General features: G+C 71.0%; 10 protein-coding genes and 1 tRNA gene. 6 read left to right on the top strand and 5 right to left on the bottom strand.

Annotated features, from left to right (window positions below):
* Nucleotides 1-139 precede the first annotated feature (139 nt).
* Entirely contained in the window at nt 140-1549 is a 1410-nt protein-coding gene (locus ACIBTX_RS13225; RefSeq protein WP_396832488.1) for a diguanylate cyclase, read from the bottom strand.
* A 163-nt stretch (nt 1550-1712) separates the two neighbouring features.
* Between ACIBTX_RS13225 and ACIBTX_RS13220 the strand changes: the two genes are divergently transcribed.
* The 3 genes from ACIBTX_RS13220 (at nt 1713) to ACIBTX_RS13210 (ending at nt 5146) form a co-directional block, all read left to right on the top strand.
* The gene (locus tag ACIBTX_RS13220) at nt 1713-2492 is read left to right on the top strand and encodes a phosphodiesterase (RefSeq protein WP_357392902.1); all 780 of its coding nucleotides are present in this window, start codon (nt 1713-1715) and stop codon (nt 2490-2492) included.
* A gap of 10 nt (nt 2493-2502) precedes the next feature.
* Entirely contained in the window at nt 2503-3156 is a 654-nt protein-coding gene (locus tag ACIBTX_RS13215; protein WP_357172679.1) for a histone deacetylase, read from the top strand.
* A gap of 283 nt (nt 3157-3439) precedes the next feature.
* Nucleotides 3440-5146, top strand: a complete 1707-nt coding sequence (locus ACIBTX_RS13210) for a bifunctional metallophosphatase/5'-nucleotidase (RefSeq protein WP_357132869.1) — start codon at nt 3440-3442, stop codon at nt 5144-5146.
* Nucleotides 5147-5553: 407 nt separating this feature from the next.
* On the opposite strand, the gene ACIBTX_RS13205 is transcribed toward ACIBTX_RS13210, so the two are convergent.
* Entirely contained in the window at nt 5554-6837 is a 1284-nt protein-coding gene (locus ACIBTX_RS13205) for an MFS transporter (protein WP_357132867.1), read from the bottom strand.
* 127 nt (nt 6838-6964) lie between these two features.
* Between ACIBTX_RS13205 and ACIBTX_RS13200 the strand changes: the two genes are divergently transcribed.
* Nucleotides 6965-7438, top strand: coding sequence for a hypothetical protein (locus ACIBTX_RS13200; protein WP_357132865.1), 474 nt, complete (start codon nt 6965-6967; stop codon nt 7436-7438).
* Between the two features lie 93 nt (nt 7439-7531).
* Nucleotides 7532-8383 (top strand): hypothetical protein, encoded by an 852-nt coding sequence (locus ACIBTX_RS13195; RefSeq protein ID WP_357132863.1) that lies wholly within the window; start codon nt 7532-7534, stop codon nt 8381-8383.
* Between the two features lie 61 nt (nt 8384-8444).
* Here ACIBTX_RS13195 and ACIBTX_RS13190 read toward each other — a convergent pair.
* Both ACIBTX_RS13190 and ACIBTX_RS13185 read right to left on the bottom strand, forming a co-directional pair.
* Nucleotides 8445-8521: transfer RNA gene (locus ACIBTX_RS13190), tRNA-Pro, on the bottom strand.
* A 159-nt stretch (nt 8522-8680) separates the two neighbouring features.
* A complete protein-coding gene (locus ACIBTX_RS13185; RefSeq protein ID WP_357132861.1) occupies nt 8681-9574 on the bottom strand; it encodes a metallophosphoesterase in 894 nt (297 codons plus the stop codon).
* 25 nt (nt 9575-9599) lie between these two features.
* Here ACIBTX_RS13185 and ACIBTX_RS13180 point away from each other — a divergent pair, with 25 nt between their 5' ends.
* Complete coding sequence (locus ACIBTX_RS13180) at nt 9600-10055, top strand: GatB/YqeY domain-containing protein (RefSeq protein WP_355052539.1); 456 nt, start codon at nt 9600-9602, stop codon at nt 10053-10055.
* 87 nt (nt 10056-10142) lie between these two features.
* Here the strand turns inward: ACIBTX_RS13180 and ACIBTX_RS13175 are convergent, their stop codons facing one another.
* Entirely contained in the window at nt 10143-12581 is a 2439-nt protein-coding gene (locus ACIBTX_RS13175; RefSeq protein WP_357132859.1) for a penicillin-binding protein, read from the bottom strand.
* Nucleotides 12582-12775: the final 194 nt, after the last annotated feature.

Here is a 12775-nt window from a genome sequence, read left to right as displayed (position 1 = left end):
CCCGCGCTCCCCGCCGCGTCGATCTTGCACTTTCTGTCGCCGCATAAGGCGTGAAGGTGACAGAACGGCAACCGAAAGTGCAAGATCGACGCGCTCCAGCGGGGCCTGGGGGTCGGGGGTTGGCGGGCCGGCCTGGGGGTTAGGCCGCCGCTAGGTGGACTCCGTCTCGGCCTTGGCGTTTTACCGCGTAGAGGGCCTGGTCGGCTCTTTTCAGGGTGCGGTCGGGGGTTTCGCCGGGGCGGGGGAGCGCGACGCCCACACTGATCGTGCGGCCGGTACGGCGGGCCGCCTCGGCCAACCGCTCGGCGATCCGGACCGCCTCCTCCGGGCGACTCACCTCGATCACCGCGACGAACTCGTCACCGCCGATCCGGTACAGCTCGTCGCCGTGCCGCAGCGCGCCCTCCAGCGCCCGCGCCAACCCGACCAGCACCTGGTCGCCGGCCTGGTGCCCGTACGTGTCGTTGACCGTCTTGAAGCCGTCCACGTCGATCGCCAGCAGGGCCGTACGCCCCGGGGTGGCCGCCGCGATCCGTTGCCCGAACGGGCCGGTGTGCCGCAGCCCGGTGAGCGGGTCGGAGCTGGCCTGCTCCCGCAGTCGGACGAGCGTACGCAGGCGGTCCAGGCTGGTCCAGGCCTGCCCGGCGAGCAGCTCCATGAGGCTGACCGTGGTGGGGTCCGGGTGCAGGGCGCGGCCGTCGGCGACCAGCAGCACTCCGTCGGCGTCCGCCGGCCCGACCGGCACGGCGACAAGCGTGCGTACCCCCGCCCGGGTCAGCGGTCGATAGTCCTCGGTCGGGGGATGCCCGGCCTCGCCCAGCGTGTATCCGGCGCCGTAGCGGTGTGCCCGTTCGACGATCCGGTCCAGGGCGGCCGGGCCCGCGCCGGCCAGCTCGGCACGGATCCGGGTCTCCAGTTCACCCGGGGTCGCCGGGGACGGGCCGAGCTGGCCGCCGATCACCAGCACCGCGGTGGAGAGGGTGGACACCTCCCGGGCGGCCTCGGTCGCCGCGCTGATCACGGCCGCCTCGGTGGGGGCGGCGGACAGCGCTGCGGCGTGCCGGAGCAGCTTCTCGCTGCGGCTCTCGGACGGCGGGCCGCCCAGCGTGGCGATCCGCGCGCCGAGCCGGGCCGCCAGCCGCTGCGCGGTCTCCCGCCAGGGCCGCAGGTCGACCGGGTCACTCCACTGCAGGTCCAGTACGCCGATCACCCGGCCGCCCGGGTCGCGTACCGGAACGCACAGCTCGGTCGTGACGTCGGGGCGTACCGGTAGGTAGTCCGGGTCGACGGTGACGTCCGGGACCGCGGCGGCGGTGCCGGTGGCGTACACCCGGCCGACGATCCCGGTGCGCGCCGGTACGGTCGCGAAGACCTGCCACGCGCCGGTCGCCGCCACGCACCGCAGCCGGTCGTGGGCCTCGAGCAGCACCGAGATGGTGGCCGGGGTGTGGTGGGACAGTGCGCTGACCGTCCACCGACAGGCTTCCGGCGCGCTGGACGCCATCGACAGGCGGACGCTGACGTCACGGATGACTCGCTGATGATCCACTCGCACGTCGTTCCAGGTAGGGGAGGGGCTGGAGCAAGCGTACTCACGTTTTCCGGAAGGGCTTCCGGCTTCGTACACATGTGCTATCCACAGGCTGTGGACGGGCCTGTGGGTAAGGTGCCGGGCGATAGCGTGGGGGTCCCGACGTCCTGGAGGCGAGCCGATGCTCATCGCGCACATCAGCGACCCGCACCTGACCACCGGTCTGCTCGCCGCCGAGCCCGCCGCCGGGCTGCACCGGGCGCTCGGCCGCGTGCTCGCCCTGAACCCGCGACCGGACTGCGTGGTCATCACCGGCGACCTGGCCGACCACGGCCGACCCGACGAGTACGCGGCGCTGCGGGAGTTGATCGGGCGGTTCCCACTGCCGATCTACCTGACCACCGGCAACCACGACGACCGCGAGTCGCTGCTCGACGCGTTCGGCGGCACGCCCTGGCTCGGGAACGGGTTCTCCGCGTACTACCACGTCGACCACGAGGCGGTGACCATCGTGGTGCTCGACTCGCTCGTCCCCGGCAGCGACGCCGGCCAGCTCGGCGAGGAGCAGCTCGGCTGGCTCGACGGGGTCCTCGCGGGCCGTCCGGAGGTGCCCGCCATCCTCTGCCTGCACCACCCGCCGGTCGCGGTCGGCATCCCCGCGGCCGACGCCATCCGGCTCGCCGACGGGCCCGCGCTGGCCGAGGTGATCGGCCGGCACCGGCACGTCGTGCGGGTCGCCGCCGGGCACCTGCACCGCACGGTCACCACCGGGTACGCGGGCATCGTGCTCACCGTGGCGCCCAGCACCTGGAAGCAGAGCACCCTCACCATGGCCACGGACGAGGTGATCGGCTGGGTCGCCGAGCCGAGCGCCTTCCTGCTGCACCGGATCGAGCCGGACGGCTGCGTGACGCACACCGTCCAGGTCAGCCACTCGGCCGGGCAGACCTGCGGCTTCTGAAGTCGCCGCCATGCCCGTCTGGTACGTCGCGTACGGGTCGAACATGCACGCCGCCAGGCTGGCCTGGTACATCGGCGGCGGCTGTCCACCCGGCGGCCGACGGACGTACCCGGGTTGCCGCGACACCCGTCCTCCGAGCCGGTCGGCGCCGGTCTGGATGCCCGGCGGGATCTACTTCGCCGGTGAGTCCGGCGCATGGACCGGCGGCATGGCGTTCTACGACCCGCGGCTGCCGGGTGAGGCTGCCGCGCGGGCCTACCTGGTGACCATCGACCAGTTCACCGACATCGCCGCGCAGGAGATGTACCGCCCGCCGGGCGACACCGCCGACCTGCTCCCGGCGACCGGCGCGGCCATCGACGCGGCCGTCGCCCACGGCCAGGCGACGCTCGGTCCGGGGCGCTACGAAACCCTCGTCTGCCCCGGTCGGCGTGCCGGCATCCCGATGCTCACCTTCACCGCGCCCGAACCGGCGTCCGCCGTGCCGCACCGGCCACCGGCACCCGCCTACCTGCGGATGATCGCCCAAGGGCTGCACGAGTCACACGGTTGGCCGGCTGAGCGGATCGTCGACTACCTGGCGCGGCGACCCGGGGTCGTCGACGGCTGGCGGCCCGAGGCGGTCGCCACAGTGGTCGCCGAAGCGCTCACCGCGGTCGGCTGATCCCGTCCCCTCTGGACCTTCGACCGACGTTGTTCCGCCACCGGTCATCGATTGTTCGACACGTGGGCCTGGTCCGACGATGGGCATTTCCGCAGCTCTCACGCTCAGCCCGACGCGTCGGTCGCGATCCGTCGCTCGACTCGACCGGCCGGCGTCCGGATGAGAGGCTGTCCGGGCGGGAGGCGATTCCCAACCGTGACCGACCCTCTCCGACGGTGTCGGTCGGCGGCCCGGTCGACCCACCGGCCGGGTACCGCACGCGTCGATTCTCACGAGGAGTTCCATGTCCGTACCCGGGATGCGTCGGGCCGCTGTCGGCCTGACCGCGCTCGCGGTGGCAGCGCTCGGCGCGGTCGCCACCACCCCCGAGCAGGCCGACGCGCGACCGAAGCCGGTCGACGTCACCCTGCTGGCCCTCAACGACTTCCACGGCAACCTCGAACCCCCGAGCGGCTCCAGCGGCACCATCGCCGGACAGACCGCGGGCGGCGTCGAATACCTCGCGACCCACCTGGCCGACCTGCGCGCCGCCGCGAAGAAGAAGAACACCATCACCGTCGCCGCCGGCGACCTGATCGGCGCGTCGCCGCTGCTCTCCGCCGCGTTCCACGACGAGCCGACCATCGAGGCGCTGAGCATGGCCGGTCTGGACTACGCCAGCGTCGGCAACCACGAGTTCGACGAGGGCGCCGCCGAGCTGCTGCGTATCCAGAACGGTGGCTGCCACCCGGTGGACGGCTGCGCCGACGGCACGCCGTACCGGGGTGCCGGCTTCACGTACCTCTCCGCCAACGCCTTCAAGACCGCCACCGGCAAGCCGCTCATGGCGCCGTACGCGATCCACAAGGTGCAGGGCGTCAAGGTCGGCTTCATCGGGATGACCCTGGAGGGCACCCCGCAGATCGTCAGCCAGCAGGGCGTCGCCGGCCTCACCTTCGCCGACGAGGCGGAGACCGCCAACCGGTACGCCCGTGAGCTGCGCCGTAAGGGCGTTCAGACCATCGTCGTGCTCCTGCACGAGGGGGGCGCCCAGGCGGCGACCGGTGGCATCAACGACTGCGTCGGCATGACCGGGCCCATCGTGGACATCGCCAACCGGATGGATCCGTCGATCGACGTGGTGGTCAGCGGTCACACCCACCAGGCGTACAACTGCAACATCAACGGCAAGCTGGTCACCAGCGCCAGCTCCTTCGGCCGCCTCGTCACCGACATCGACCTCAAGATCGACCGGCGCAGCGGTGACGTGATCTCCGCCGCCGCGAACAACGTGGTCGTCACCCGGGACGTCGCCAAGGACCCGAAGCAGACCGCCCTGATCGACCGCTACAAGACCGTGCTCGGCCCGGTCGCGGACCGCCAGGTCGGCGAGACCACCGAAGCCATCACCAAGACCCAGGAAACCCTCTTCGGTACGACCCTGGGCGAATCCCCGCTGGGTAACCTGGTCGCCGACGCGCAGCTCGCCGCCACCGACGACGAACAGAACGCGGTGGCCGCCTTCATGAACCCCGGTGGTGTCCGGGCCGACCTCAACGCCGGGCCGGTCACCTACGAGGAGGCGTTCACGGTGCAGCCGTTCGCCAACAACCTGGTGACCCTCGACCTGACCGGGGCGCAGCTCTACTGCGTACTGGAGCAGCAGTTCGTCACCGGTCGGACGCTGTACCCGTCGTCGACCGTCGGCTACGTGGTCGACCCGGCCGGCGCCACCGGCACCGCGGCCGACCCGTGCGCCGGCACCCGTGTGGTCCGGGGCAGCCTCACCATCGGCGGCACCGCCGTCGACCCGGCCGCCACCTACCGGGTGACGGTGAACAACTTCCTGGCCGGCGGCGGCGACGGCTTCAGCGCCCTCACCGGCGGCACCAACCAGGTCACCGGCCTGATTGACCTGGACGCGCTGGTGGCGTACCTGACCGCGCAGTCGCCGGTCTCCGCCCCGGCGCTCGACCGAATCCGCACCACCGCCGAGGTCCCCGCCGCCTGACGGCCGACCCCGCGACATCGGGCCCCGGAGCGGACGCTCCGGGGCCCGACCCGTCCCCGGCGGCCCCGCGCTGCCTGTGCGGCCCCGCGCTGCCTGTGCGGCCCCGCGCTGCCTGTGCCGCAAGATCACGCTCGATCATGGAGGTAGTGGCCTGCGAGTGCCGGGATGCCACTACATCCAGGATCGAGCACGATCAAGCGCGGAGTGCGACCAAGATCCGCGCACTATCGGGGATGTTGCCGTCTCCGACGCGGCGGAGGCAGCAGCATCGGTGAAGCTGCGGGGGCGGCCGAAGGGGTCTCACCGGGCGCGGGGACTCCGGGTTGCTCGCCGGGTCGGGGGGTGCTTGCGGAGGCGAGCGGCGCGGCCCGCCGGGCGAGGAGGCCCGGGGCGCCCACGGGTGCGGGTCAGGCGGAGGCGGGTGCCGGGATGGGCGTGGGCGGAACGATCGTCACGCGGCCGTCCTGCTCGACGGTGAGCAGCCGGCGTAGCGAGAGCGCGATGAGTGAAGCGGCCAGGCAGCCGCCGACGACGACCGCCACCCAGACCATGCCGTTCGCCGCGCCGATGAGCGGGCCGGCGGTCACCGGACCGATCACCCCGCTGATGCCGAAGATCATCGAACTCATGGCGTTGTACCTGCCGCGCAGTTCGTCAGTTGCCAGGGCGTTGGTGAGCGCCGGCATCACCGGCGACAGCAGCGTCTCGCCGAAACCGAAGATCGCCGAACAGGCCACCACGCACAGGGCGGCCACCAGGGCGTTGCCGGTGCTGACGACGCCGGCGACACCGAGGACCAGCCAGGCGGCGGCGAACACCGCCCCGACCACGGCGAGCGCGCCGGTGCGGCTGCGGCCCTCGATCCGGCGGATGACCAGCAGTTGGGCGAGCACGATCGTCACCGTGTTGCCCGCGAGCGCCCAGGCGACGACGCGGGGGTTCACCTCGGCGACCCGTATGGCGTACGCGGCGAATCCGACCTCGACCTGGGCGTACCCGCAGGTGGTGAGGACCAGGCCGAAGATCACGAGCCGGCGGAACGGGCGGTCCCGCAGCACCGTCAGGTAGCCCCCGCTCGACGGCCCGGCGTCGGTCGAGCGTTGACCGAGTCGGTGGCCGACGCCCGGCAGGGTCAGCAGGATCAGGGCCGGCATCAGATAGCTGACCGCGTCCAGCAGATAGATCGTCTGGAAGGTGTCGGGTCGCGCCGTGTCGACGATCGCCCCGGAGGTCATCCCGCCGATGCCGATGCCGAGGTTGAGCAGCGCGAAGTTCAGCCCGAAGACGCGTTGCCGTTCGCCGTCGTCGGTGAGCGACGCGAGGATCGTGTTCCCGCCGGACCAGATCGCCGAGCTGCCGATGGCGATCACCGTCATCACGAGCAGCGCCGAGCCGGTCGAGTGGACCAGCGCCAGCGAACCGGTGCCGATCGCCTCGATCACCAGGCACGGCACCACCACCCGGCGCGCCCCGATCCGGTCGATCAGCGTCCCGCCCAGCGGTGACAGCGCCAGGGTGACGACGCCGTACCAGCCGATCACCAGTCCGGCGCGGGTGTCGGTGAGCCCCCGCACGTCGGTCAGGTAGATGAACAGGAACGGCAGGGTCAGGCCACGCCCGATCGCCGACAGCAGGGTGCCGAGGAGCATACGGCGGGCTTCTGGACGGCGAGGCAGGGCGCGGCGCAACATGTCCGGCATTCTGTTCGGTGGGTGTGACGCACGCGAACCGTTTTGGACCAACGTCGCGCTGCCCCGGCGCGGCGTGACCAATGCCACGACGTCCGCCGGTGTCGGCCCGGTCTGCGATGCTGGCCCGATGACCGGCACCTGGCGACACCTGCCCGCGTCCGCCCGCGCCATCGCGGTGACCGCCACGGCAGCCGTCGCCGCCGCCCAGGCCCGCGACGACCAGGCGTACGACGAGACGGTGGACGACCTGGCGGCCGACGAGCGGTCCGGGCTGGTGCTCGGCACGGTGGTCCGGCTCCTGCTGGAGGAGAGCCACCCGGACGGCTTGGACGGCGACGACATCCGCCAGGTTCTGGCACGCTGCGTGCAGGACGCGGCGCGCTGGCGTTCGGATGTGGACCCGCACGTGGTGCTCGTACTGTTGGCTGGCGCGTTGGGGGTGTACGACCCCGAGGGCGACGACTCGCCTCCCGGCGCGTCCGCCCTGGCGCGGCATGCTCCGCTGCTCGTGGCCGATCTGTTGGCGGTGACGGGTGCGCCGCTGGCCGACTACCTGGCCGCCGCGTTCAGCGAGATCGAGCGCACTGAGCGACACGACTGACGGTGTCCGTCTCCCGACTCGGGGTGCTGTCGGTCACGGTGCTGGCCGTACGCTCCGGCCGTCTGACGACCACAGTTTCCGTCAGGGGTGGGCGTGCGACCTCGACAGAACCGATCTCCGATCTCGTGGCGGGCGGCCAGCCCAACGGTCCGGTTGCTCGCGCTCGTGTCCTGGGCTGTCGGCGTGGTGGTGCTGGCCGCGGGATGGCTCGGGGATCGGGAGGGCTTCTGGTCCGACCGGCCGTTCCTGACGAACGTCGCCTCGTCGCTGGCGACCGCCGCACTCGGGTTGCCGATCGCGCTGGTCGTGATCCAACAGTTGGTCGCCGGTGAGGAGTCGTACCGGCAGGAGTGGTTGGCCAGCGAGGAGCTGATCGAGGCCGTACGGGAGGCCCGTGGGTACGCCGAGGCGCTCACCGCCACCGCACCGGCGGCGGGCCCTGCCGTGCAGGGCATGCACGACGTCAATCTCCAACACGTGATCCTCGGGGCTCAGATGCTGCCGCTCGTGCCCGATCACGCGACGGCGCTGGCCGGGCAGTTGCAACTGCTCGCCGCCACGTGGCCGCTCTACTCGGTGGTCCTCGGGCACCTGCCGGCAACCGTGTCCGGCCTGCGGGACGCTTGGGCGACGGCCGGGACCGCCCTGACCGCTCTGCCGGCCGCGCGGAGGCCAGGGCTGGCCGACCAGATGTTGACCGAGACACACGAACTGGTCGATCGGACGGCCGCCGCCTTCGACCAACTCACATTGGGCGACCTCGACATGGCCTTCCTGCACCGCCTTGTCCGGGAACTGACGCGGGACCGGCCGATTCAGAAGTCCCGGGTGCTGCGGGACGTGCAAAAGCTCGCCCAACTCGGTCCGCCATTGGCGTCCGCGCAGTCGGCGGCAGCGGAACTGGCCGAACGACTGCGGGGTATCGAGGCGTTGATACGTCGATAGTCGCGGCCTGACGACATACGCAGAGGGCACATCCGATCGATCGGATGTGCCCTCTTACCTCTGGTCGGGGTGGCCGGATTCGAACCGACGACCTCTTCGTCCCGAACGAAGCGCGCTACCAAGCTGCGCCACACCCCGAGGCGTGCCGACAAATAGTAGCCCACCCGCTCCGATGGTCAAACTCGGTACCCCCGCCGCCCCAGCCCGGTCACGAGGGTGATCGACACGCCTTCTTTGAAAGCGCGGTGTCCGGTCCGGGCGGATGGGCCGGTTTGCGGGAAGTCGAGTCGATCAAGCCTAGCGGGGGATCAGGGTCAGGATGCTCGCCTCCGGTGGGCAGGCGAAGCGGACCGGGGCCGTCGGGTGGGTGCCGAGGCCGGCGGAGACGTGCAGCCACGAGTCCGAGCCCGGCCATCGGTGCAGACCGCGCGCCATCGAGCGGGGCAGGCCGCAGTTGGTGACCAGCGCCCCGTACCCCGGGACGCAGACCTGCCCGCCGTGGGTGTGCCCGGCCAACAGGAGGCCGAAGCCGTCGGCGGCCATCTGGTCGAGCACCCGCGGCTCGGGGGAGTGCGTCACGGCGATGGACAGATCGGCGGAGGACGCCACCCGACCCGACACGGCCGGGTAGTCGTCCCGGTCGATGTGCGGGTCGTCGACGCCGACGAGGTCCAGCTCGCGACCGCCGGCCTTGAGGCTCGTCCGGGCGTTGTTCAGGTCTGCCCAGCCGGCGCCGGTGAAGACCTGGCGTAGCTCCTCGTAGGGCAACTCGACGCCCTCGGTGTACTCCCGCTCGGGCAGGAAGTAGCTGAAGGGGTTCTTCAGCACCGGACCGGTGTAGTCGTTGGAGCCGAACACGAACGCCCCCGGATAGTCCAGCAGCGGTTGTAGCGCCCGCAGCACGCCCGGCACCGCCCCGGGGTGCGCCATGTTGTCGCCGGTCACCACCACCAGGTCGGGGTCCAGGGCGGCCAGCGACGCCACCCAGCGCTGTTTGCGGGCCTGGTTGGGCATCATGTGCAGATCCGACAGGTGCAGCACGCGCAGCGGCTCCGCGTCGGCCGGGAGCATCGGCACGTCGTACCGCCGCAGGGTGAACAGGTTGCGCTCGACGAGCGACGCGTACGCGAGGGTGGTCGCTCCAACCGCTGCGGTTCCGGCGGCGAGGCGGAATAGTGTGCGCTTTCGCATGGCGTTCAGGGTAGTTTGACCGTCCATGAGCACGCTGAAGGACCGCCTCACCGCCGACATGCGTTCCGCGCTCAAGGCGCGCGACGAGCTGACGACCTCCACGCTGCGGATGGCCCTGGCCGCCGTCGGCACCGCCGAGGTGGCCGGCAAGGCCAAGCGCGAGCTCACCGACGACGAGGTGCTCGCGGTGTTGACCAAGGAGGCCAAGAAGCGCCGGGAGGCGGCCACCGCCTTCGCCGACGCGGGCCGCACCGAGCAGGCCGCCAAGGAGACCGCCGAGGGCGAGGTGCTGGACCGCTACCTGCCCAAGCAGCTCTCGGATGCCGAGCTGACCGACCTGGTCGCGGGGGCGCTCGCCGCGGGCGGCTTCACCGGGAAGGCCCAGATGGGCCCGGCCATGAAGGCGGCCCAGGCCGCGGTGGCCGGCCAGGCCGAGGGGGGTCGGGTGGCCGCCGAGGTACGGCGACAGCTCGGCCTCTGATCCGCCACGCGGCTCCGGTTCGACCCAACGCAACGGGCGGGCACCCCCGAGAGAGGGTGCCCGCCCGTTCGCAGGTGTCGCCGGGCCTCAGCCGCCCGGACGGTTACCGGGGCGGCCGGGCGGGTTGCCGGGCTGCCCGGGCTTGTTGCTGTCCGGCGGAGTGCCGCCGGCGCCGGTGCTGATCTGGATGGTGACCACGCCGCCCTTGATGGTGCGCCCGTCCGGACTGGTGCCGGCGGCGGTGCCCGCCGGGCAGGACGACGCCACCTTCGTTTCGGACACGACCGGCTCGAAGCCGGCGCCCTTGATCCGGGACTTCGCGGTGTCGACCGGCTGGCACTTCACGTCGGGGATGCTGCGCTGGTCACCCTCGGAGATCTTCTGGCCCGGGGGTTCGAAGTTGATGCGCGGCTTGCCCTTCATGGCGTCCCGCAGCGTCTCGTACACCGGCGGGTTGATGCCGTCCTTCTCGGAGTGCTTCATCTTGACGTTCGTCTGCGGCCAGTCCGGGTCGGCCATGATGCCGGCCACCGCGTACTGCTTGGTCATCGCGACCAGCGCGGCCGTCTTCTCCGAGTCGGTGGTGCCGGACTTGCCGGCCACCGGCGCGTCGACGATGCCCTTCACCGCGGCGGCCGTACGGCTGCTGCCGCACTTGCTGGTCTTGGAGTTGTCGCCGACCGGGCAGCGGGCGGCGTCGACGGCGGCGCGGGCCACCTCGGTGCTGAACCGCTTCTCACAGCGCGGGTTGGCGATGTCCAGCTTCTTGCCCTCCGGGTCGCGGATCTCCTGCACCGGGATCGGCTCGCAGTACTTGCCGTCCGCCGCGAGGGTCGCGTACGCGTTGGCCAGGTCCAGCGGCGTGGTGGAGGAGACGCCCAGGGTGAATGCGCCCCACTGGTGGGCCGCGTCCTTGGTGGCGGCGAACTTGGCGTCGTTGCTGGCCCGGAACTGGATGCCGGCCCGCTTGGCGACGTCGACCACGTTCTCCGCGCCGACCTGCTGCTGCAGCGGCACGAAGTACGTGTTGACCGACTGGGCGAACGCGGTCCACATGTTCTGCACGCCACCGGCCTTTTTGCCGGAGTTGGTCGGGCAGTAGAAGTGGGTGCCGGGGCAGGCCGCTTCGCTGCTGCTGTCGATGATGTATTCCGACTTGAACTGCTGCGGCGCGTTCATCGAGTAGCTGAGCGGGACGCCCTTCTCCAGGGCCGCCACGATCGTGAAGATCTTGAACGTCGAGCCGGCCTGGTAGCCGGCGATGCCGTCACCGCCGGTGAGCAGCGGGTTGACCGTCGCCGGGTAGTTGCCCTTGATGCCCCGCTTGCTCTTCGCCGGATCGCTGGAGATCTTGTTCTTCGGGTGCTTCGGGTCGTCCAGCTTGAACTGCCGGTTGACCGCGAGCGCCCGCACCCGGCCGGTGCCCGGCTCGACCACGGCGACCATGGCGGCTTCCTTGCTGTTCTCGCTCTTGGACTTGCGGACCGCCTTGTCCGCGCCCTTCTGCGCCTGCACGTCGATCGACGTCACGACGGTGTAGCCGCCGCTCTTGAGCCGGCGCTCACGGTCGTACGGCGTCGAGCCGAACGTCGGCTGCTGCATCCACCAGCGGTAGAAGTAGTCGCAGAAGAAGCCCCAGCTGTTGACGTTGGTGGCGACGCAGCCGTTCGGGGTGCGCTTGTCCTGGACCTTCAGCTTGACCGCCTTGGCGGCGTCGGCCTCCTGCTGGGTGATGGCCTTGGTGTCGACCATGTTCTGGATGACGTAGTTACGACGGTCCAGCGCCAGCGGGTAACCGCTCTTGGTGGTCGGGTCGTTCGTCGTCGGGGCCTTGACCATGCCGGCCAGCAGCGCCGCTTCCTCGATCTTCAGCTTGCTCGGCGGCTTGCCGAAGTAGACCTGGCTGGCCGCGTAGATGCCGTACGCGCCATTGCCGAACGAGGCGAGGTTGAGGTAGCGGGTCAGGATCTCGTCCTTGGAGAACTCCTTGTCGACCTGCAGGGCGAGGCGCATCTCGCGGAGCTTGCGGGCGCTGGTGTCCTCGGTCGCCGCCACCACGTCGGCCGGGTGGGTGGCCGAGTAGGCGATCGCCAGCCGGACGTACTGCATGGTCAGCGTCGAGGCGCCCTGGCGGCCGGCGCTCTCGTTCTGGTTGTTGACGAACGCGCGGGCGACACCGTTGATGTCGACGCCGTTGTGCTTGTAGAAGTCGTGGTCCTCGGCCGCGATGATGGCCTTGATCATGTACGGCGAGATGTCGGCGTGCTTCACGTCGCGGCGGTTCTCGTCATACATCGTCGCAAGCGGTGTCTTGCCGTCCGAGGCCAACAGATAGCTGATCTGTGGCGCGCGGGCCACCGTCAGCTCCGTTGGCAGGTTGCCGAATGTCTCAGCGCCGGCCTTCGCGGCCAGTCCGGACATCGCCACCGCGGGGAAGGCCGCCGCAGCGACCACCACGCCGGCCAACAGGCCGCAGATGGCCAGCGATGCGGCGTTGGTCAGCACATTGTGGTCACGTTTCCGCATCCAGGTCACCTCGGCATGGTACGCGAGTAGGGAACGAGGGGCGCCTGGGCGTCTTTCCCCATTTCCTGCGCGCGCTGCCCTCGTTGTGCTAAACGCATGACCCCCGGTACGAGGTTGCGTGTGATCGGCGTGAGTCTCCTCCGTTTGGTGAAGGCGGCGCAGCGTTTTCGTGGACCTCGGCGGGGTAACCGGCG

This window comes from Micromonospora sp. NPDC049359 (assembly GCF_044466585.1).
In the GTDB taxonomy this organism is placed as follows: domain Bacteria; phylum Actinomycetota; class Actinomycetes; order Mycobacteriales; family Micromonosporaceae; genus Micromonospora.
The sequence above is the reverse complement of the archived record's forward strand: the minus strand, read 5'-3'. Positions and strand labels throughout refer to the sequence as shown.